This window comes from Mycobacterium sp. NGS41 (genome assembly GCF_059812725.1).
The window spans coordinates 1-20765 of sequence record NZ_JCALDF010000011.1 but is presented as its reverse complement, the minus strand read 5'-3'; the positions used below and the strand labels follow the sequence as shown (position 1 = coordinate 20765).

The following is a 20765-nucleotide window of genomic DNA, read 5'->3' as shown; positions in this document are numbered from 1 at the left end:
GTTGGGCCGGTCACTCGCGCAGCTTCAGCGCGGCTTTCGGGCACTGCTCCACCGCGGCCCGGACGTCGATTTCCCGGTCTGGCGGCACCTCGCCCTCCGCGATCTGCACCACGTCCTCGTCGCCGAGTTCAAAAATGTCCGGGGCGATCGATTCGCAGAAGCCGTTTGCCTCACACAGGTCCGGGTCGACGATCACACGCATCAGCTGCTCCTCCTTATACGCCCTTGGGACGGGTCCCGATCACATCGGTGGCGGCCAGGCGCGCCAGCTCTGCCCCGGTTAACCCGCACCGATCGCGCAGCACCTCTTCATTGTGCTCGCCCAGCAGCGGCGGCGGTCGGTTGAGCCACTTGTCTTGGCCGGATAACCGGGCGAACGGCGGACACGGATAGAGGCCGGTCCCGGTGCTGGGGTGGTCGAGTTCCTCGAAGAATCCCCTGTCACGCAGTTGAGGGTTCTCGGTCACCAACGACGGCGACACCACCGGGGCGGCGGGAATGCCCGCGGCGGCTAGTCGCTCCACCGTCGATACCAGCGGCTGTCCGGCGAACCAGTCGCGCAGCCGTCCATCGATCTCGTCGGCCCGCTCCCGCCGTCCGGCGATGGTGGCCAGCCCCTCATCGCACCACGACGGCTGGTCCATCACGTCGACCAGCGCGCGCCATTGTTTGTCGTCTTGCACGGTGATCGCGATCCAGTCATCGTCCGGGCCGGCACACCGGTAGATGTTCTGGATGGCGCGGCCGTGACCGCGGTTGCCGCGCCGGCTCAGCGTCACACCGAAGACCTCGTGTTCGATCGGCTGTATCGCGGTGACGTTCAACACCGTCTCGATCATCGGCAACTCGACCTGTTGGCCCGTGCCGGTCCGGTCGGCGAAGTTCAGCGCCGCCAGCACCGCGAAAGCGGCGTGCACCCCGGCCAGCGGATCACAGGCTCCGCGCGGCGTGACCGGCGGATTCTCCGGTAATCCGGTCACCCAGGCCAGGCCGGCGAGCTGTTCCATGGTGGGGGCGAATCCGACCCGCTCGCGCCACGGGCCGTCCAGCCCGAACGCCGGCATCCGGGCGACGACGAGCTTGGGATTGACCTGCAGCAGCACTTCCGCGGTGAGCCCGAAATGGTCCATCACCCGCGGCGAGAAGTTCTCGATCACGACGTCGGCTTCGGCCACCAGCGTCTTGAACAAGCGCCGACCATCGTCGGAGTTCAAATCCAAAGTGACGGAACGCTTGTTGGTGTTCATCGCATGGAACACCCAGCCGTACTCCCACCAGTCGTCGACGTCTTTGCGCATGCCGCCCGAATAACGGATGCCGTCCGGCCGCTGGATGGACTCCACCTTGACGACATCGGCACCGAACGCGGCCAGCACGTGGGTGGCGGCCGGCCCAGCCCAGAACGCCGTCAAATCAACGATGCGAACGCCGTGCAAGGGCAGCTCGCGTGGTGCCAGCGTGCCGTCGAATTCTTTTGTACGCCGAAGCGGTTCGCTGTTATCCGCACCGGGTGCCGCGGTAGCGCGCAGTGGCGCGGGCGCGCACCGAGACATCAGCCACGGCGGGCGGGGCTGATGGAAGCCGGCGGGGTTGCGGACGAACACTGCACGCTCGGTCGCGTAGTCCATGTCGCGGATCGTGGAGCCGTTGCCCAGCGCCGCGATCGGCAACCGGAACAGCTGTCCGAGCTCGACGATCTCCTCGACGGTCCGTTCGGCCATCCAGGGGCCGATATGTTCGCGAATGAAATCACGGTAGGCCCACCGGCCGATCTGAAATCGCAGCTCCTCTATCTCCTCGAACTGTGGGCATTCGACCATTGCCGCGAAGTCGAGCCACTGCTGACCAGTGACCATCGTGATCCCGACGTAGCCGTCCTTGGCCGGTTCGATCGAGGGCACTTCGAGAGTGCGGCGGATCGGCGGAACCCGAAGCAGCTGCGAGTGCAGCCATTCGCTGCTCTGCATGAGGGTGATCGCCTCGAGCATGGACAGGTCGAGATGCTCACCCGGGCCGCCGCGCGCGACGCGGCGGTGCACGGCCAGCGCGCCGAACGCGGCGAACACGCCGCCCATGTACTCCCCCAGGTCGCCGCCGATCGCGATGGGCGGCCCGGCCGGATCACCCCGGAACCCCGGCGAACCCGCCCAGGCTTGCAGGGTGAACTCACTGGCGGCGCGGTCGACGTACGGACCCGTCCAGCCGAAGTCGGAGATCGTGACGACGACGGCATGCGGGGAGTCGGCCAGCAACCGCTGCGGATCGATGCCCAGCGTCGCCGCCTGCGACGGGCCGGCGGTAACCACAACGACATCGGCGGCGGCGAGTTCGGCGCGGAACCGATCCGAATCCGCGCTACACGTCAGGCTGCGTTTGCCCGCGTTGAGGTAGGTGAACAACGGCGAGTTGCCCGGAGGCGGCACCTGAGCCGCAGTGGCTTCGGTCGCCGACCAGCGTCGCAGCGAATCTCCTTGCGACGGTTCAATTTTGCGCACGTCCGCGCCCGCGTCGACGAACAGTTTCCCGCAGTAGCCGCCAGCGATCCGGTCACTGATCTCGACCACGCGCAATTCGTCAAGCGGCGTCGGCCGGCTGTCGGAACCGCGGCTCACCCGGCTATTTATACCATTACTGCTAAGATAGCTAAGCCAGTCGAGTACCCGGTGGCGATCGCAAGCGCGGCGGAGCCGGGCGCGGCGGGTCGCCACGCATCGAATCGAGCCTGCGAGGATCGGATGACCGCTCTGGGAATTGGCCCTGACGCCCGTCGCCGATTGTCGGCGCCGCGGATTGCCGAGATCGTGGCCGACGAGTTGCGCCGTCAAATCATCGACGGCGAACTCGCCGACGGCGATCTGCTGCCTCGCCAGGAGGTGCTGGTCGAGCAGTTCAACGTCAGCCTGGTTTCGCTGCGGGAAGCGTTGCGGATTTTGGAGACCGAGGGCTTGGTCTCGGTTCGGCGGGGCAACCGTGGCGGAGCCGTCGTGCATGCACCCGCGAAAACCAGCGCCGCCTACATGCTCGGGTTGCTGTTGCAGAGCGAGTCCGTTGCCGTCGCCGACCTGGGCGCGGCTTTGCAGGAACTCGAACCGGCGTGTGCGGCGCTGGCCGCCCAGCGGCCGGACCGCGCGGACACCCTGGTGCCGGAACTCAAGCAGATCAACGATTCCATGGCCGAGAACCTGGAAGACGGACGCCTCTTCACCGAAATCGGCCGTCAATTCCACGATCTCATCGTCCGTGGCTGTGGAAACCACACCATCATCGCGGTCGTCGGCAGCCTGGAGACGCTGTGGACCAGCCACGAACAGCAGTGGGCTAACGAGAGTTCGGCACGTGGCACCTACCCCTCGCTGGCCCAGCGCCGGGCGGTCCTTAACACGCACACCAAGCTGGCCGAGACGATCGCGGAGGGCGACGTCGACCGGGCCCGCCGGATCGCGGGCCGCCATCTCGCCGATACGCAGACCTACGTGTTGTCCGGTCGGGCCGATCAACGCATCTATGCGCTGTCGCCGCAGGCGTTGTCGCGCCCGCGGGATGTCCGTCGGCCGTAGACGCCCGTTGACAATGCGAACCGCACTGGTGACCGGCGGCAGCGGTGGAATTGGAAAGGCGTGCGGTCGCAAGCTATGTGAGCTCGGCTACGACGTGGTGCTGGTGGCGCGGCGGGAGGGCCCACTGCGCGCCACGGCCGAAGAGCTCGGCGCGCGCCATATCGTGGCGGACGTGTCGGATCCGGCTGGCTTCCCGGAGGCGATAAGCGCCTTGGAGACAATCGATCTCGTCGTTCATGCCGCCGGTGTGCTGGGCGGGACCTACGCCCGCAAGCAGACATTCGAGCAGTGGCGCACGATCGTGTCGGCGAATCTGGATTCCTGCTTTGTGGTGACCTCCGCCGTGTTGCCGCGGATGGGCCCAGGCTCGCGGCTGGTGTTCATCTCGTCGTCCGCGGCGCACGAGCCGATGATGGCGCGAACTGCCTACTCCGCGACAAAAGCGGGCATGAATGCGTTCGCCCGCGCGCTGGCACTCGAGGTCGATCGAGACGGCATCAGCGTCCACATCGTGACCCCGGGACCGGTGGAAACCGAGATGCTGCAAGATGTTCCCTTCGAGATGTACGCCATCCAGGTGTCTGATGTCGCTGAGGCGGTCGCCTGGCTGGACACCGTCGACCCGTCGGTGGATCTGCCGGAGATTAGGTTGAGCGCGGTACAGCGTGGTCCCTACGCACGCCCGCCGATCGTGCCCACGGAAGTCCGCCGCCGTGCCGGTCAGGGGAATTCTTTGATCACCGATTCGCCGAATTCGGCAAGCGAATCCGGCGCGGCGAAGTCGGCGAACCACACGTAGAAGCGCTCGACCCGCTGGGCCGCCAGGCCGTTGAAGTGCGCGATCAGCTCACCGGCATCGCCGCAGACCAGCCCGGGCCCGAGGTGACCGAATCGCCGGGTGCTGACTTCGCGCACGACGTCGGGATCGCTGCCTGAACGGGCGAAGCCCACCATCTGCTGAACCGAGATCCGGGCTGATCCCGCGGCCTTGGAAAGCCGAGCGAGCCGGTCAACATGGTTGGCCTGCAGGTTCCACCAATCCGCGTATTTGCGAACCAGTTCCATCATCCGGCGGCCGCTGCCGCCGAGTACCAGCGGTATCGGATGCGTGGCCCGGGGAGCTTGACCTAGGCTCGACGAGGCATCGCCGTCCCCCCAGTACTGCCTGATCAACCCCAGATGGCGTTCGAGTTGCTCGACCCGGGCGACCGGATCCTGTTGACCGACATCGAATCTGGAGAATTCGGCGGGCCAGGATCCCGCGCCGAGGCCGAGCTCGAATCTGCCGCCCGACGCGTCGGACAGCGTGACGGCCTGCTTGGCGAGCACGGCCGGATGGCGGAACGCGTCGCAGAGCACCAGATGGCCGATCTTCAACCGCTTGGTTTTGGCCGCCACCCATGTCGCAATACCCATTGCCTCCCAGATGTTTTCATCGGGCTGGCCCGGCGCTTCCAGGTGGTCGATGAATGCCAGCCCGTCGAAACCGCTGGCTTCCGCCTGACGCGCCCGCACCACGAGGTCGGTTACCGGCAACCGCACCTGCGGCAGGAACAGATACCACTCGACCATGCGCTCACCTATGTCTCCTGGCCGCATGCTGCGCCCGGCTGTGCGATTGCGTCCGGCTCGCTAGTTTACTATTTTTATTATGTTAGGGGTCTTATGGATGTCGGTCTGACTTCAGAGCAGCTGGCGCTGCGCGACACCGTGCGCGACATCCTGCGTGCCGAGTGTCCGCCAGACGTCGGCCGCCAGGCGATCACCGACCCGGAACGCTGGCGCACGCTGTGGAAGACCGTCGTCGACCTGGGCTGGACGGAACTCGCGGATCCTCAAGCGCACGGCGATTTCGGGCCGGTGGAGCAGACTCTGGTGCTTGAAGAATGCGGCTACGCCATCGCCCCTATCCCGCTGCTGAGCAGCATCGGACTGGCCGCGGGCGTGCTGCGGGCCGCCGGCCAGACCTTCGAACACGTGCTTTCCGACATCGTCACGGGGGTCGTCGCCACACTTGCGGTGCACGCCCCCACGGACCGGCTGCCTGGCGCACCCCTTACCCTGCAGCACGGACGCTTGCGGGGGCGCGCAGTCGCGGTCCCCAACGTGAGTCGCGCGGAGCTGATCGTCACGCTGGCCCGGTCCCCGAACGACGGTGTGATGGCCGCGGTAGCGCGCTGCGGTTCCGGCGTGAGCGTCGCGGCGGGCGAATCCACCGACCCCGCGCAGCCGGTCGCGGACGTCGAGCTCGACACCGAGCCATTGGTTGTCGCCGAAGTCGACATCGAATCCGCGCTGACGGCGCCGATGGTTGCCGCTGCCGCCGACTTGGTGGGCGTCGCCGGCGCCGTCCTGCACCGCTCGGTCGAGCACGCCAAGGCGCGCCGTCAGTTCGGCACGCCGATCGGCGCGTTCCAGGGAGTCAAACACGCGCTGGCCGACAACTACGTCAATCTGGAGCGCGCCCGCAGCCTCACCTACGCGGCGGCAAACCGGCTCGCCGACCCCAGCACCCCGGGCCCGGCTGCCTGGACCGCCGCCGCACTGGCCAAAGCGGCGGCCGCCGACGCCGCGACCAACTGCGCGCGCACCGCGGTTCAGGTGCACGGCGCGCTCGCGCAGACGTGGGAGCACGACATCCACCTCTATCTCCGGCATGTGTGGCAGGGTGCGGCGATGCTCGGAGACAGTCGCGCGCTCTACCACGAGGTGGGGCGACGCTTCGCCGGAGGCGCCGCATGACCGCCGCGATGCCAATAGTCGAGGAGTTCGTCACCTGGTTGTCGGAGTTTCTGCCGGGCGACTACTACGAGCGATACCAGCAGTACCGCTGGGATATGCCACTGCGGCGCGACTATCAACGGGCCGCATTCGAGGCCGGGTGGCTTCAGCCCACCTGGCCCCGCGAACACGGCGGCCGATCGCTGGGCTTGCGCGACGCGATGGAAGTCCGGATCGGGGCCGCGCTGCGGTCGGCCCCCAAACTGCCCAACATCCAGGGTCCCGGCGTCGCGGCGCCCGGCATCCGCCAGTTCGGCACGCCCGAACAGATCGACCGCCTGCTGGTACCCCTATTGCGCGGTGACGAGTGGTGGGCGCTGGGCATGTCCGAGCCGGAGGCCGGTTCGGACTTCGCCGGACTGCGCACCCGTGCCGAGCGCGACGGCGACACGTTCCGGGTCACCGGTCATAAGATCTGGACCACCCAGGCCCATCTGTCGCGCTGGTGCACGCTGTATGTTCGCACCGATCCCGACGCGCCAAAACACCGCGGCATCTCCTGTTTGATCCTCGACCTGCACTCACCAGGAGTGCGGATCGAACCCATCCGGATGGCGTCGATCTCCGACGAGACGTTCTGCGAGGTCTTTCTCGACGACGTCGAGATTCCGGTGGACAACCTCTTGGGCGCGTGCAACGACGGCTGGAATGTCGCCATGTCGTCGTTACACCATGAGCGCCAAATGATCTGGATCATGAACTGGGTGGAGATCCAGCGCGGTCTCGCCTCGGTGCGCGGCAGTCGCGACGACGACATCTATACCGAGCTCGGCTCGCTGCTCGCCGACGCCGAAGCACTGCGGGCGACCGGATACCGCGCCCTGGACAACGAGCTGGCCGGACGGCCGAGCCCGGAGGCAGACATTATGAAGCTCCTCGGATCGGTTACGCTGCAGCGTGTTTGGGAACTGAGCGCGACGGCCGCCGGCCCCGCTTCGGCCGCCGACCCCGACTTGCTCTTCGAACGCCAGGACGCGCTTGCCGCGACCATCTACGGCGGCACTTCCGAAGTCCAACGAAACATCATCGCCGAGCGGCTGCTCGGGCTGCCGAAGGGGTGACGACGATGGATTACGAACTCGGCGACGACGCCGCTGGCCTGCGAACGCACTTGCGCCAGTTGATCGCCGACCACATACCCGCCGACTTTCTCGGCGCCTGCACCGACGATCCGGACGACCTGGCCACCACCGAATCGTTCTGCAAGCTGCTGGCCGCCGAGGGATTGCTGGCACTGGCCTGGCCGAAAGAGCACGGCGGCGGCGGCGGTTCGATCTGGCAGCAGACCGTGCTGCGGGAGGAGATGTGGGCCAACTACGAGCCCCGCGGACCGCAGTACATGGGAATCAACTGGGTAGGCCCGGCGATAATGCGTTACGGAACCGCCGAGCAGAAGGCCAAACACCTGTCGGGCATCGCGTCCGGCGAAGTGATCTGGTGCCAAGGCTTTTCCGAACCGGAAGCCGGAACGGATCTCGCTTCGTTGCGTACCCGCGCCGTCCCCGACGGCCCCGACGGCCCGGACGGCCCGGACGGCCCGGACGGCAAGGCTTGGCGCATCACCGGTCAGAAGGTATGGACGTCGTATGCCCGGATGGCGTCGTGGTGCGTGCTGGCCGCGTGTACCCATCCGGACGCGCCGAAGTCGAAGCGGCTCAGCCTGTTCCTGATTCCGATGGACCGCCCGGGTTTCACCGTCCGCGGCATTCCGTCGATGCTGGGACCCCATCACCTCAACGAGATGTTCCTGGACGACGTGCAGGCATTCCCCGGCGATGTGCTAGGTGAGCCCGGCGACGGCTGGCGGGTGATGCGCGAGGCGCTGGCATTCGAACGAGTCGGTATCGCGCGTTACGCGCGCTGCGAGTCGCTGCTGCACCGGATGCAGGCCCGGCTCGGCGACGACTGGGACAAGTTGCCGGAATCCATTCGCGCCCGGTGGGTTCGGGCACTCGTGGACTTGCGGGTGGCCAGGCTGATGGCCTATCGGGCCGTATCGCTACAGGACGATCCGGCGGCGGGCGCAGCGGCCAGTGCCGCCCGCATCGCCACTACCACCTGCGATCAGCAGATCGCGGAGTTGCTGTTCGACGTGCTGGGCCCCACCGCGCTGGACAGCGGCGACACCGCGGCGCTGCACGGGGCGGTCGACGACCACTGGCGCTACGCGCAGGCGGCCACCGTGGCGTCGGGCACCATCGAAGTGCAGCGCATGTTGGTGGCCCGCGACGTGTTGGGAGAACACCGGTGAAAACCGAGCTGCCACAAGATATTGCCGACTTCGCTGCCGTCGCCGCCAAGCGGCTGGTGCGGTTCGGCGGGCCGCAGGCCGCACTTCGGGCTGAGACGGACGACGGCGTGCGGCTCGCGGCTCGCGAGGCCCTAAGCGAGGTCGGCGCCTTCGAGCTCGACGTCCGGTCGGGGTCTGACGACCTGCTTGCCGCGGCGGTGCTGTGTCAGGCCGCCGGCGCCACAGCCCTGCCCTATCCACTTATCGAGGAGCTGCTGGCGATCGACGGCGCTCGCCTCACCCTGGTGAATCCCGAGGCGCCACGCGTCGACCACGGCGATTTGCCCGGCGATTGGGTCGCCGCCGACCTCGACGGCAACCGGTATCACCCGCAGCTGGGATCGCGAAGCAACGCCAAACTGGGGCCTTTCCTGGTGCCGGCAACCTTGCGCGGCCCCGACGGGACTGTGCCAGCCGCCGACGTTGACCTTCATCTGATGCTTGGGTCGTGGCGGATGCTGGGCGCGGTGCAGCGGTCGCTGGACATCGCGACCCAACACGTGCGGGCGCGGGTTCAGTTCGGCAAGCCGCTGGCGGACTTCCAGGCCGTCAGGTTCGCCGTTGCGGATGCCTCGGTGGCGGCGCGCGGGCTCTACGAACTCGCCAAGTACACCGCGATCCGATCGGAATCAACCGCGGCGCAGGTTCGTTCGGCCGACGCTCTGGTGCTTCGGCTCAAGGCCGCCGACACCACGAGGCAAGTTTTGCGCACGTCCCACCAATTGCTGGGCGCCCTGGGATTCTGCGACGAGTCCGACGTCAGCGTGCTCGACCGGCACACTCAACCGCTGATCCGGTTGCCGCTGAGCGCCGAGGCACTCAGCCTGCGCCTGATACCCGACGTCCGCGACGGCTACCTGGAGACACTGTTCAGCGGACCGGTACCGGCATGAGCACCCAGCCCATCGCAGCTTCGCCGACGCCGAACCCGCTGGAAGACGGAATCCCATTCGGCACCAGACTGCGGGAACTGGCCGAAGAGCGCCGTAATGACACGGCCGTGACCGTCGTCGCGCTGGATGGCAGCGCGCAGACGCTGACATTCGGTGAACTCGACTCCAGCGCCAACCAATGGGGCCGGGCGCTTTCCGCCGGCGGCGCCGAAACGGGTTCCCTTGTCGCCATTGCGATCCCGAACTCGGTTCACCTCGTGTTGGCGACTCTGGGATGCTGGAAGATCGGCGCCGTTCCCATCCCCATGCACTGGGACCTGCCCGAATGGGAGCGCGACCGGGTGCGCACGGTTATCAACCCCGCCGTGGTCGTCGACGACGAGAGCCGATGGGAGCTGGCCGCACTGGCGGCTGCCGAGACCGAAAACCCGCTGCCCACAGCCATTTCGCCCACTGCCAATGGAATCTGCAGTAGCGGTTCCACCGGCGTGCCCAAGGTGATCCTCAACCTGGCGCCGTCGTTGTGGATACCGCAGCAGGGTGAGCCCTTTTTGTCGAACTGGACACCGGTGGCCAAGCCGCAGACGATCATGGTGCCCGCCCCGATGTATCACACCAACGGCTTCGCGACCTTCCTGATGCTGTTGGGCGGCGACCATTTGGTCATCCTCGAAAAGTTCGACGCGGCACTGTTTGTGGACACGATCGAGCGCTACCGGATCACCAATTTCACGGCCACGCCGACGATGCTGGCACGCGTCGCCGCGCTGCCCGACATCCGGCAGCGCGACCTGTCCAGCATCGTCTTCATCCTGCAAGGTGCGGCCGTGATGCCACCGTCGCTGCTGCGTACCTGGTTCGAGCTGCTCAGCCCGGAACAGATCGTGACGGCCTACGGAATGACCGAGAATCTCGGGCTTACCGCGTTGCGCGGCGACGAGTGGCTAAGTCATCCGGGCAGCGTCGGCCGCGGCTTTCGGGACACCGAGATCCGGATCCTGGATGCCGACAAAAACCCGCTCGGCCCCGGCGAGTACGGCGACGTCTACCTGCGCGCGCCGATGAGTGCCGGTTACCGCTATCTGGGCGGGGCGCCGCCGTTGCCGTCGACCGAGGACGGTTTTCGTTCCGCGGGAGATATCGGTCATCTGGACGAAGACGGTTACCTCTACATCACCGACCGCCGGGCCGACATGATCGTCACCGGCGGCGCGAATGTCTTTCCGGCAGAGGTCGAATCCGCGCTATCCGGACACCCGGAAATCTCCGACGTCGTCGTCATCGGCATCTCCGATCCGCAATGGGGACGTCGGGTGCACGCCGTGGTGCAGCTCGCGGGCGGCGCGCTGCTCACCGAACAGCAGGTGATCGACTACGCCAAGGGCCGACTGGCGCCGTACAAGGCGCCCAAAACGGTCGAGTTCGTCGACGCGATTCCCCGCACCGCGGCAACCAAAGTGAACCGCTCGGCAATGATCGCCGCCCGCGGCGAGTAGCCCCCCGCCCGTCTCGTGGCGATCGCAAGCGCGGCGAAGCCGGGCGAAGCGGGTCGGCCACCATCCGACCCGTGGCGATCGCAAGCGCGGCGAAGCCGGGCGAAGCGGGTCGCCACCATCCGACCCGTGACGATCGCAAGCGCGGCGAAGCCGGGCGAAGCGGGTCGGCCACCATCCGACCCGCGGCGATCGCAAGCGCGGCGAAGCCGGGCGAAGCGGGTCGCCACCATCCGATCTAGTCCGTCGGCTTCGGCGGAAACTCGGCTCCCTTGCTGATCGCGTCACGGTACGCGTACACCCGGTCCCAAATCGTTCCCAGCACCGCGATGGTGCGACCGCCACGGCCGTACGCAGCGACGAACTCCCTGTTGTTGGGATTGCCCTCGATGACGTCGAAAGCGTCGTAGTCCGTGGTAATGCCGAGCAATTGGATTTTGAGGTCGTATTGGTCCGACCAGAAATAGGGCACCTCGTCGTAGGGTTCGGCGCGGTCCTTCCCCGCCAACAGAGTTCGGGCCGCAGCCGCGCCCTGACGTGCGGCGTGGTCCCAGTGCTCGATGCGCAAATGCTGCTCATACAGTGGGTGCCACCAGCGGGCCACATCACCGGCAGCGACGACAGCGACATCTCCCGTGCTGCCTTCCGCGGTACCGGTCGCATCGCAGACCACCCCACCTTCTAGACGCAGTCCTGAGTCGGCCAACCAATCGGTAGCAGGAGTGACGCCCAAGCCGATGACGACGACGTCAGCCGACACCTGCGAGCCGTCGTCTAGCTTCACCGCTTCCACCCGCCCGTTGCCGACGAATTGGTCGACCCCAACTCCGACGCGCAGGTCTACGCCATGCTGACGATGCAATTCAGCCCAGCAAGGCGCCACCTCCTCACCCAACGCCTGAACCAATGGGCCGGCAGCCTTTTCGATCAGCACCACGTCCAGCCCCATCGATCGACAGGTCGCGGCGACCTCGGCGCCGATGAACCCGCCTCCGACCACGGCGACTCGCGGACGCGAGCCGAGGCGTTGCCGGATGGCCAGGCAGTCCTCGACCGTGCGCAGCAATAGCACCCCGTCGGGAACCGGTCCACCCGGCCATTCGCGTGGGTCTGCGCCACTGGCGATCACCAGTCCGTCGAAAGGTAAAGACAGGTCCCGGTTTTCGTCGCGGATTGCAACCGTGCGCGCGGACATGTCCAGGCGAAGCGCAGCTGCCCCTCTCAACACGCATGCATCCATTTCGAATTGCGGCGCCATGTCGACGCCCGCCCGGTGCACTTGTCCGCTGAGCAGTTTCTTCGACAGCGGGGGCCGGTGGTACGGGGCCTGCCGTTCAGCGCCGACGATCGTCAGGTCACCGTCGTAGCCATCCTCTCGCAGGGTCTCCGCGGCGCGGATCCCAGCCACACCGGCGCCCACGACGACGACCTCTTGTAGTTCACGAGCTGTGGACATCAGGTCAGTCCTTCACCACGATCGCCTGGGTAGGACAGGACACTTCGGCGGCTTTCAACTGGCCACGCAACTCCGACCGCGGCTCTTCCTGCAGCACGTGCAGTCCGTCTTCTTGCACGTCGAACACCTCATGGCAAAGGCTCATGCAAACGCCGTTGCCGTCGCAGGTGTCGAGATCCACCGAAACCTTCATTGCGCCGCGACCTTCCCTTGCGAGTGCGCTCGCTCGCGGGCCGCCTTCGCCGCCGGCGACTTCTCTATGTACTGGACCGCCATCTCGGTAACCGCCTCGGGACCCGGATGATGATGGGGCCGCATATATCTGGCGGGTTGCGTCACCATCAGCTGCCAGGGACCCGGCAACCTGTATTCGCGGGCCGCACGCAGCCAATCTCGCCAGCGCCATTTCGCGTCGATGGTCGGGTCATGGCTCATCAGATATTTCGCCCCGGCGATCCACCACCCAAAAAATAGCGGCGTGGTCATCAACATCGAGAACGCTCTGATGAAATAGTTTCCGCACACGTGTTGGTAGACGTCGAACACCAGCGATCGGTGCTCGACCTCCTCGGCACCGTGCCAGCGCAACAGATCGAGCATGACCGGGTCGGTGCCCGCGTAATCCAGGCCCCGGTTCTGCAGCACCCACTGCCCCAACATCGCAGTGAAATGTTCCAAAGCGGCGACGTCGGCCAGACGCCGGTACAACCACCACCGCTGCAACGCCGGTGTGAACCACTTGGGCGGATCACCGAGCGACACCGATAACGTCTTCCGGAGCCGCTCGGTGTACGGCTTGGTGTCGATGCCCTGTTCGGCCAGATGGTCCAGCACCACCTGGTGCGCCCAGGCATGCCACGACTCCTGCTGAATGAACGGCTTGATCGCGGCCTCCAACTCCGGGTCATCAACCAGCGACGACGCCTCGAGGACCGCCTTGATGAAGTGGCGCTCGCCCTCGGGCAGCAACAGATGCAGGACGTTCATCATGTGCGTCGAAAACGGGTCGTTTGGCACCCAATGCAGCGGCGTTTCCGACCAATCGAAGCGAACCATCCGGCGGTACTTCGGGTGTCCGTCGTGGTGAAGTTCGACTTGTGGCATGTAGGCTCCTCCCGCCTACCGACGATCGACGTCGGTACCTTCGTGGTTGACGGAGCGGTCGACGCAAGCGGAGGACGCGCCCGGCGGATCGACCCCACACCCGGCGCTGGCTTTAGCCGCCGCTTGGATGACCGTCCAACCATGCTCGACTACCCACAAAGGGAGCGGGTCACGCGTACCGGCGGTACGGGATTCCTGAAAGTTCGTTGTTCTGCCGGTGGGCGGGCCCGATAGCCGACCCAGCGTTGTTGCTGTGAGTGGTGGAGTCAGCGTGGCTTGTGTGCCTCTATCAGCACCCGTGAGGTGTGGGTGACGAATGCCCCCTCGGCTTCGATCTGCTGGTGCAGTTTCAGCAGCTCATCGCGGTAGTTTTCGACGGCGAAGCCCGGAACAACCCAGTCCAGCTAGCGCAAGAAATAGACGACGGCACCGATGTCGAAGAATTCGAGTCGTATCCGCTCGTGTCGCAGGTCGACCACGTCGAGACCGGCCGCGGCGACTTCGGCGCCGACGGTATCGGGGTTCAGCTGTCCACGAATCCGTTTTTGGGGTTGCGGCCCCAAGAAGTATTCGATCAATGCGCGCAGGTAGATCGCGCCAACATGCTGGGCAAAGTACGTGCCCCCCGGTTTGAGCACCCTGGCGATCTCGTCCCACCCCACGGCCGAGGGATGCCGACTGCAGACTAGGTCAAAGGCAGCATCGGCGAACGGTAGTGGCGGCTCGTCACCCTCGGTGGCGACCACGACAACGCCCAGTGGATGCAGTAGCTGGGTGGCCTGGGCGATGTTGGGTGGCCATGGCTCGGTGGCAGCCATCGTAGGGGGAAAGATTGGACCGGCCCCCGCTAATACCTCACCGCCACCGGTGTAGATGTCCAGCGCGGAGGTCACCTCCGGCAGGCGGGCACGCAGCAGTCGTTGATATCCCCACGACGGTCGCTGCTCGCTGGCCCTACCGTCCAGCCAGGAAAAGTCCCAGCCCGCCACGGCTACCGAACCGGCCTCCGCAACCAGCTCCTCGAATGTGGGCTTCACGTCGGATTGAGCTCTACCTCACCGGCCTGGCGGCGCCCCGCACTTCCTCGCCGTTGGCTGTGCGCTCGATCAGCATAATGTCTTGCCGGCCAGACTGATTGAGCACCCATGTCATCCTGTCGATGTCGAACTTGCTGTGCGGCACCACCGTTCGAAACGGCAGGTCGTCCAGTACCTGCCCGTCCTGCACCGGCATCGGAGTCAGCGTCGTCCCGGGCAACAGACGGGCCCCCATCTCGACGGTGTTGGGTTTGGCGCCGGCGGTCAACACGACTTGGGAGATAAAGTCCCAGCGAACCAACGTCTTTCGGAACATCAGGCCATTGCAGTCGCCGATGAAGAGGGTTGATGTGGATAGGTGAAAAGTCAACGCGCCCAACAATGCGGCGATGATGAAGCCTTTTGCCGCGCGACCCGAAACAAGATGCGCGCTGCCGACAGCCCAGATCGCCGCCACAGCGCACGCCAATATGAGCAGCAGCCGAAGACTGGACAGCAGTACGGTGATGCGGTAGCGCACCTGCCGCGCAGCACCTGGCAAACCCGCACCCCCCGCCGCCGCAGCCACCCCACCGAAGAGCAAAGCGATCCACGCCGGCGTGGCGCCGACGTCGGAGGCCACAAACCCGATCGCAACGGCGACCGTGATTGCCCCGAAGGCAGTGAACATGAACAGCCTCTTGGCCCGAGCTGAAGCTTTCCGCCAATTGGCTATCGCTTGCTCGCGAGGAATCGGCTGCAACGGATACGACACTATGGCCCCTTTCTGAGCACCCCGCGAATACCGTGCCACACGGTACCGGCGCCAACAGCATCAAAAACTGACGCAAATATGGCCCCACGAGCGCACCCCAGACAGGGCGCATGGTGCGGTAACCTCGTTCTCACACTGCCATACGGCGCGAAACGGAGGAGCGGGATGCCCACGGCCGAGCCCAGCGAGGAACCAGAGGTCACACGCGCAGACCGTTTCATCAAGACGGCCGTGGAAATACTGGCCGAAACCGGCCGTACGGATTTCACCGTGCAAGAGATCGTCGCCCGCTCCAAGACCTCGCTTCGCGCGTTTTACCAGCATTTCAGCAGCAAGGACGAATTGCTGCTCGCGCTGTTCGACCGGACCATGGCGCAATCGGCGCGGATCTGGCGCGACGAGATCACCGGGATGGACAGCACCTCCGCGCTGAAGCTGGTGATCGACCGCGTCAGCCAGAAGCCGGAATCGAGCACCCAGGACAGCCTCAACCGGGCGCTGAGCCTCTACAACCAGCACCTGGCGGAGACCCGTCCCCGCGAATACGCCCGCGTGCTGTCTCCCCTGCATCAACTGATCCGCGACATCGTCGGGCAGGGCATCGCCGAGGGAGTGTTCAACCCGGGACTCGATGTCGGCGCGGCGGCCGCGATCGTCATGCAGACGATCGTGGGCGCGCAGCGATTGCACTGGCTGGGCACCGAATTGAACGGAACACCCATCGACGCCGGCCAGCTCTACGACTTCTGCAGCAGCGCCCTCGGCATCCGCGATGCCCAAGACGAGGTGACCGCCCCATCGCTGGGCGAGCTGTTCGCGCAAATCGGAATGCGCCCGGGCAGCCACGAGGGCGAGTTCGCAATGACCATGCCGGTCAGCCCAAAGGTGACCAACACCTCCGGCGCGCTTCAGGGCGGCCTGATCGCCACCCTGGTCGACGTCGCAGGCGGACAGTATGGGCTGGAGTATCTGCAGCCGGGCACCACCATGACGACGGCCGACCTTTTCATCCGCTACCTGCGGCCCATCCGGCAGGGTATGGCCCGCGCCGTGCCACGGGTGCTGCGGTCCGGCCGACGAGCGCTGGTCATGCAGGTCGACATCTACGGCGACAGCGACGACGAACTCGCCGCGACGGCGACGGTGAACTTCGCCATCATCAACGGACCAACGCCTACCGAAGGCCTGCGGTAGGCCTCCGGTACATCTTATTGAGCAGAAGTGGTAACGTCATTACCACCCACCGAGAATCAAGACTTTTCCAAGGAGATCGCCATGCCTTCTCGCGAGCTTTCCTTCCCCGTGTTTGACGCCGACAACCACATGTACGAACCGCAGGAAGCGCTGACCAAGTATCTCCCGGAGAAGCGCAAGAACGTGATCGACTACGTGCAGGTTCGCGGTCGCACAAAGATCGTGGTGCGCGGCCACATCAGCGAGTACATTCCGAACCCGACCTTTGAGAAGGTCGCCAAGCCTGGTGCCCAGGAGGAATACTTCCGCCACGGTGCGCAAGGCAAGTCCTATCGCGAGATCCTGGGCGAGCCGATGAAGGCGATCCCCGCCTTCCGCGAACCCGGCCCTCGGCTGGAGGTCATGGACGAACTCGGCATCGACTACGCGCTGATGTTCCCCACGCTGGCCAGCCTGGTCGAAGAGCGCATGAAGGACGACCCGGAGATGACCCACGACGTCATCCACGCGCTGAACGAATGGATGTACGAAACCTGGACGTTCAACTACCAGGAGCGAATCTTCGCCACCCCGGTCATCACCCTGCCCATCGTCGAGCGCGCCCTCGAAGAACTCGAATGGTGCCTCGAGCGGGGTGCCCGCACCGTGCTGGTCCGCCCGGCACCGGTGCCCGGGTATCGCGGCAGCCGATCGTTCGGTCTCGAGGAGTTCGACCCGTTCTGGCAGGCGTGCATCAAGGCCGAGCTCCCGGTCTCGATGCACGCCTCGGACAGCGGCTACTCCGAATTCGCCAACGTGTGGGAGCCCGGCGACGAGTTCCTGCCGTTCAAGCCAACCCCCTTCCGCAGCTTCACGATGGGTCATCGGCCGATCCTGGACGCGATGGGCGCACTGGTTTGCCACGGCGCGCTGTCCCGCAACCCAGAGCTGCGCATCCTGTCCATCGAGAACGGCGCCGACTGGGTGCCGGACCTCTTCAAGGGCCTCAAGGGCGTCTACAAGAAGATGCCGCAGTCGTTCAGCGAGGACCCGATCGAGGCGTTCAAGCGCTGCGTCTACATCACCCCGTTCTGGGAGGACCGGTTTGCCGAGATCGTCAAGATGGTGGGCACCGACCGGGTGCTGTTCGGGTCCGACTGGCCGCATCCCGAGGGCCTGAAGGACCCGATCTCCTTCGTCGACGAGCTCACCGACTTCAAAGAGGAAGACGTCGCCAAGATCATGGGCGGCAACCTGATGAAGCTGATGAAGATTTCGGCGCCCGCCCCCAAACCGGTCTCAGCCTGAGAGAACCGGCGGTCGCGCCACCGCGAAAGTCGGGAGCGAACAGGCAATTACAGCGCCGATTTGCTAGTACCTGGAGTCGCAGCGCCATCCTATGACGGCATGGTGCTGGGCGGTTTGCCGCTCGAGACGACCGACACCGCGCCGTTGATCTCGAAAAGCGCGAGGCTAATGTCGGCGGGCGCCTCGTGGCCATGCTGGCGCAGGATTGCGTCCAGATCCTCCCGAGTCAGCCTGCAACGCTTCAAGTTCGCATGATCGAGTTTGCCGTCGCGGATCAACACCCGCACCGGCGGATCAAGAAGCCGACGCACTCCCGGGATGGAGCGCAGGCGCGCGATGACGTCGTGCGCGGCGATCAATGCCAGCAGCGCGGCGGATCCGGTGAGCCACGAGGTGTCGGCGGCGGTGGCCGTACGTCCCACGATGGCACCGACCGCCACAGCGGTGACCCAGTCGAATGGCGTGTACTCGCCGAGGGTACGGCGTAGCACGAACCGGAAAGCCGTTGCCGCAGTGGCGAATAGCGCGAATGTCTTAACAGCCGCGTAGACCGCCGGTCGCCACCCATCCACTAATTGCAGTAATAAGTCGCTCATTGCAAGGTATTTCGGTCGGGGTTCAGGGCCTGCGGTGGAAGCATCGGACTACTCGGATATGCGCGCTTCACGGGGCCCCGCTGCAGTGGGCAATATCCGGCTGGGCACCACATGCAGCTGCGGTGCCCACCTGGCGCTCCCTGATGTTTTGACGGACCGGTCAAGAGTAGCACTCGACTAGACAGACCTGTCTAGTAATGTGGAACCAGCCTGCTAGACAGATCTGTCTACCGCAGGAGGCAAGCTCGGTTGGCGGTTTCTTCGCCGCGTCCGGATAGCACCTAAGGAGACACATGACCCGAGTAAATGGCTTACTCAGCGACCTCCCATGTGCGGACTCGCCAACCCGAGCAGCGCGGGCCATCACGGACGAAATCCCCGATTCCACCACCGAACCCAAAATCGAGCGACGCGCCTATTGCCGGGGCAGCATCGAGAACGACGACGAGCGACAAGAGTGGCGCGGCCAGATCATCGTCGCCTACTTGCCTCTCGCCGATCGCATCGCCCGCCGCTTCGCCGGGCGCGGCGAACCCAGCGAGGACCTCACCCAAGTCGCCAGGATCGGCTTGATCAAAGCCATCGACAGATACGACCCTGCCAAGGGAGACTTCCTGCGGTTCGCCTTGATCACGATCTCCGGCGAGGTGCGACGGTACTTTCGCGACAACGCCTGGGGCATGCACGTCCCGCGTGGCATCAAGGATAGGCACCGCCGGGTCCGCAGAACCATCGATCCGCTCTCCCAGCAACTGGGTCGTGCACCAACGGCCGCGGAGTTGGCCCCTGAGCTCGAGATGGACCAGGAAGACGTCCGCGTCTCGATCGATGCCACCTACGCCTATCACCCGGCATCCCTCGATGCGGTCTTTCGGGCATGCAGCGACGTCGATCACCAGATCGGTTCGATGCCAGGAGCAGACGATCCTCGCTACAACGCCATCGAGGACACGCTGGCTCTCAGCCGATTGATCATGAAACTGTCCCGGCGCCAACAACTTATCCTCAAACTGCGATTCTGCGACTGCCTCACCCAGACTCAGATCGCCGAGTACTTGGGCATCTCTCAAGTGCATGTGTGCCGTCTTCTCAACACCACACTGGGCTATTTGCGATCACAGCTGTCGGATAACCAGCCGCAAATCGCGTGACTGCGATCTTTTCCAATCCGCGAAACGCGGGGGCTAGCGATGCTGCTCGATAAGCCAGGCCGCCATGGGCTTGGCGCGTCGCGCCGCGTTCCGGTCCCCCTCGGCGGCACATACGATGCTGCCTTTGACCAGGCTATTGAAGGCCCAGGAAAATCCCCGAGGATCGCGCAACCCGGCTCTTCTTGCCCGAGCGGCGAAAACAGCGCGGATCTTGTCTAACTGCGCCGCACATGCTTCGCCGACGCGACCTTCACCGCCGACCTCAAACAGAACCTTCACAAAGGAGCAGGCTTCGTAGTCAAGCCGAGGGCGAAACCAGCCGTCGAGAACATCGAAAGTCGCCAGCAGCTGCTCTACAGGGTCGTCAGTGCCTTCGGCAGGCCGGCGATCGATCACTTCGGCGGTCCATAGTTCGCCGCGCAACGTCAGGAACGCCAGGGCGAGGTCCTCTTTCGAGGGAAAGTATTTGTACAGGGTTGCCTTTGCGACTCCGGCTTTTGCCACGATTTCATCGACGCCGACATTGGAGATACCACGCCTGGTGAATAATTCGTACGCAGTGCCGATCAGCCGTTCTCTGGCGCTCGTCAACTCCGTGGCCGTCATCTGCGCAACTTTCTCGGGTATTAGTACGCTCGGCTCCCACCCTACCGGTGCCGCGAAGCGAACAGGCCCGGTTGTTCGACAAGCTGCCGGACAGCAGGAGCCAACCCAGCGGCGGGTTTACCTCACCGCTAGCCGGTCGCGATCGCGTTGGCCGCTTCGGTCACCGCATACGATCCAGCGCTGGTTCCCAGCGTGCTGACGAACATCTCATGGATGGCCGCCGCTTGGGCACTGACCGCCTGGTACATGGTGGCATGCGCGGCGAATTGTGCCGCTGTCAGCACCGAAACCTCGTCGGCCGCAGCTGAAATCACGCCGGTTGTTGGAGCTGCCGCGGCTGCGTTCTGGGCAGCCATTGCAGTGCCAATACCCTGCAGATCGCCCGCCGCCGCTGCTAACGCCTCGGGTTGTGTTGTAACAAAGGACATTTGACACCCCTCTACTATCCCCACTGCGACTTTTGTCGCATAGGCTTGAACTTGTTGGACGACGACAAGTGCACCGCGTGCACGCCGGGTTTCTTCGACAGCTGGTCCAAAAGGCTTTCCAGGTGCGCCTTGTCGGTG

General features: G+C 65.3%; 20 protein-coding genes and 2 pseudogenes. 11 read left to right on the top strand and 11 right to left on the bottom strand.

Going from position 1 to position 20765, the window contains the following annotated elements:
• Nucleotides 1-10: 10 nt before the first annotated feature.
• Both AC5Y21_RS12545 and AC5Y21_RS12540 read right to left on the bottom strand, forming a co-directional pair.
• Complete coding sequence (locus AC5Y21_RS12545; RefSeq protein ID WP_499912713.1) at nucleotides 11-202, bottom strand: ferredoxin; 192 nt, start codon at nucleotides 200-202, stop codon at nucleotides 11-13.
• Nucleotides 203-215: 13 nt separating this feature from the next.
• Entirely contained in the window at nucleotides 216-2612 is a 2397-nt protein-coding gene (locus AC5Y21_RS12540; protein ID WP_499912711.1) for a CaiB/BaiF CoA-transferase family protein, read from the bottom strand.
• 123 nt (nucleotides 2613-2735) lie between these two features.
• Here AC5Y21_RS12540 and AC5Y21_RS12535 point away from each other — a divergent pair, with 123 nt between their 5' ends.
• Together AC5Y21_RS12535 and AC5Y21_RS12530 are read left to right on the top strand one after the other, a co-directional pair.
• Nucleotides 2736-3557 (top strand): FadR/GntR family transcriptional regulator, encoded by an 822-nt coding sequence (locus tag AC5Y21_RS12535; RefSeq protein WP_499912709.1) that lies wholly within the window; start codon nucleotides 2736-2738, stop codon nucleotides 3555-3557.
• A 13-nt stretch (nucleotides 3558-3570) separates the two neighbouring features.
• A pseudogene (locus tag AC5Y21_RS12530) lies at nucleotides 3571-4284 on the top strand (SDR family oxidoreductase); the annotation flags it as partial.
• Here AC5Y21_RS12530 and AC5Y21_RS12525 read toward each other — a convergent pair.
• The gene (locus AC5Y21_RS12525) at nucleotides 4278-5129 is read right to left on the bottom strand and encodes an LLM class flavin-dependent oxidoreductase (RefSeq protein ID WP_499912708.1); all 852 of its coding nucleotides are present in this window, start codon (nucleotides 5127-5129) and stop codon (nucleotides 4278-4280) included. The pseudogene AC5Y21_RS12530 and the gene AC5Y21_RS12525 sit on opposite strands and share 7 nt — an antisense overlap.
• 93 nt (nucleotides 5130-5222) lie before the next feature.
• Here AC5Y21_RS12525 and AC5Y21_RS12520 point away from each other — a divergent pair, with 93 nt between their 5' ends.
• The 6 genes from AC5Y21_RS12520 to AC5Y21_RS12495 all read left to right on the top strand — a co-directional run bounded on the left by AC5Y21_RS12520 (nucleotide 5223) and on the right by AC5Y21_RS12495 (nucleotide 11256).
• Nucleotides 5223-6299: an acyl-CoA dehydrogenase family protein gene (locus AC5Y21_RS12520; protein WP_499912706.1), complete on the top strand. Its 1077-nt coding sequence runs from the start codon at nucleotides 5223-5225 to the stop codon at nucleotides 6297-6299.
• Complete coding sequence (locus AC5Y21_RS12515) at nucleotides 6296-7399, top strand: acyl-CoA dehydrogenase family protein (protein WP_499912704.1); 1104 nt, start codon at nucleotides 6296-6298, stop codon at nucleotides 7397-7399. The genes AC5Y21_RS12520 and AC5Y21_RS12515 overlap by 4 nt, the downstream gene beginning before the upstream one ends.
• 5 nt (nucleotides 7400-7404) lie before the next feature.
• Nucleotides 7405-8589 (top strand): acyl-CoA dehydrogenase family protein, encoded by a 1185-nt coding sequence (locus AC5Y21_RS12510; RefSeq protein ID WP_499912702.1) that lies wholly within the window; start codon nucleotides 7405-7407, stop codon nucleotides 8587-8589.
• Nucleotides 8586-9521 carry an acyl-CoA dehydrogenase family protein gene (locus tag AC5Y21_RS12505; protein WP_499912700.1) on the top strand — a complete coding sequence of 312 codons (936 nt, stop codon included), beginning with the start codon at nucleotides 8586-8588 and terminating at the stop codon, nucleotides 9519-9521. Before AC5Y21_RS12510 ends, AC5Y21_RS12505 begins: the two co-directional genes overlap by 4 nt.
• Nucleotides 9518-11017 carry a class I adenylate-forming enzyme family protein gene (locus tag AC5Y21_RS12500; protein ID WP_499912698.1) on the top strand — a complete coding sequence of 500 codons (1500 nt, stop codon included), beginning with the start codon at nucleotides 9518-9520 and terminating at the stop codon, nucleotides 11015-11017. The genes AC5Y21_RS12505 and AC5Y21_RS12500 overlap by 4 nt, the downstream gene beginning before the upstream one ends.
• A gap of 71 nt (nucleotides 11018-11088) precedes the next feature.
• Nucleotides 11089-11256: a 2-isopropylmalate synthase gene (locus tag AC5Y21_RS12495; protein WP_499912696.1), complete on the top strand. Its 168-nt coding sequence runs from the start codon at nucleotides 11089-11091 to the stop codon at nucleotides 11254-11256.
• Here AC5Y21_RS12495 and AC5Y21_RS12490 read toward each other — a convergent pair.
• The 5 genes and pseudogenes from AC5Y21_RS12490 to AC5Y21_RS12470 form a co-directional block, all read right to left on the bottom strand.
• Complete coding sequence (locus AC5Y21_RS12490; protein ID WP_499912694.1) at nucleotides 11253-12470, bottom strand: NAD(P)/FAD-dependent oxidoreductase; 1218 nt, start codon at nucleotides 12468-12470, stop codon at nucleotides 11253-11255. The genes AC5Y21_RS12495 and AC5Y21_RS12490 overlap by 4 nt on opposite strands.
• A gap of 4 nt (nucleotides 12471-12474) precedes the next feature.
• On the bottom strand, nucleotides 12475-12663 hold the full coding sequence (locus AC5Y21_RS12485; protein WP_499912692.1) for a ferredoxin: 189 nt from the start codon (nucleotides 12661-12663) through the stop codon (nucleotides 12475-12477).
• Nucleotides 12660-13574, bottom strand: a complete 915-nt coding sequence (locus AC5Y21_RS12480; protein ID WP_499912691.1) for a metal-dependent hydrolase — start codon at nucleotides 13572-13574, stop codon at nucleotides 12660-12662. Before AC5Y21_RS12480 ends, AC5Y21_RS12485 begins: the two co-directional genes overlap by 4 nt.
• Nucleotides 13575-13840: 266 nt before the next feature.
• Nucleotides 13841-14611, bottom strand: a pseudogene (locus AC5Y21_RS12475) (class I SAM-dependent methyltransferase).
• Between the two features lie 13 nt (nucleotides 14612-14624).
• Nucleotides 14625-15281: a hypothetical protein gene (locus AC5Y21_RS12470; protein ID WP_499912689.1), complete on the bottom strand. Its 657-nt coding sequence runs from the start codon at nucleotides 15279-15281 to the stop codon at nucleotides 14625-14627.
• A gap of 249 nt (nucleotides 15282-15530) precedes the next feature.
• On the opposite strand from AC5Y21_RS12470, the gene AC5Y21_RS12465 reads away from it, so the two are divergent.
• Both AC5Y21_RS12465 and AC5Y21_RS12460 read left to right on the top strand, forming a co-directional pair.
• Nucleotides 15531-16559 carry a hotdog fold thioesterase gene (locus AC5Y21_RS12465; protein WP_499912688.1) on the top strand — a complete coding sequence of 343 codons (1029 nt, stop codon included), beginning with the start codon at nucleotides 15531-15533 and terminating at the stop codon, nucleotides 16557-16559.
• An 81-nt stretch (nucleotides 16560-16640) separates the two neighbouring features.
• A complete protein-coding gene (locus AC5Y21_RS12460; protein WP_499912686.1) occupies nucleotides 16641-17846 on the top strand; it encodes an amidohydrolase family protein in 1206 nt (401 codons plus the stop codon).
• Nucleotides 17847-17935: 89 nt separating this feature from the next.
• On the opposite strand, the gene AC5Y21_RS12455 is transcribed toward AC5Y21_RS12460, so the two are convergent.
• Complete coding sequence (locus AC5Y21_RS12455; protein ID WP_499912684.1) at nucleotides 17936-18442, bottom strand: DUF421 domain-containing protein; 507 nt, start codon at nucleotides 18440-18442, stop codon at nucleotides 17936-17938.
• A gap of 293 nt (nucleotides 18443-18735) precedes the next feature.
• Here AC5Y21_RS12455 and AC5Y21_RS12450 point away from each other — a divergent pair, with 293 nt between their 5' ends.
• Nucleotides 18736-19593, top strand: a complete 858-nt coding sequence (locus tag AC5Y21_RS12450; protein WP_499912681.1) for a SigB/SigF/SigG family RNA polymerase sigma factor — start codon at nucleotides 18736-18738, stop codon at nucleotides 19591-19593.
• Nucleotides 19594-19626: 33 nt separating this feature from the next.
• Here AC5Y21_RS12450 and AC5Y21_RS12445 read toward each other — a convergent pair whose 3' ends face one another.
• Nucleotides 19627-20199, bottom strand: coding sequence for a TetR/AcrR family transcriptional regulator (locus tag AC5Y21_RS12445; protein ID WP_499912679.1), 573 nt, complete (start codon nucleotides 20197-20199; stop codon nucleotides 19627-19629).
• Nucleotides 20200-20327: 128 nt separating this feature from the next.
• The gene (locus tag AC5Y21_RS12440; RefSeq protein WP_499912678.1) at nucleotides 20328-20627 is read right to left on the bottom strand and encodes a PE family protein; all 300 of its coding nucleotides are present in this window, start codon (nucleotides 20625-20627) and stop codon (nucleotides 20328-20330) included.
• Nucleotides 20628-20765 lie beyond the last annotated feature (138 nt).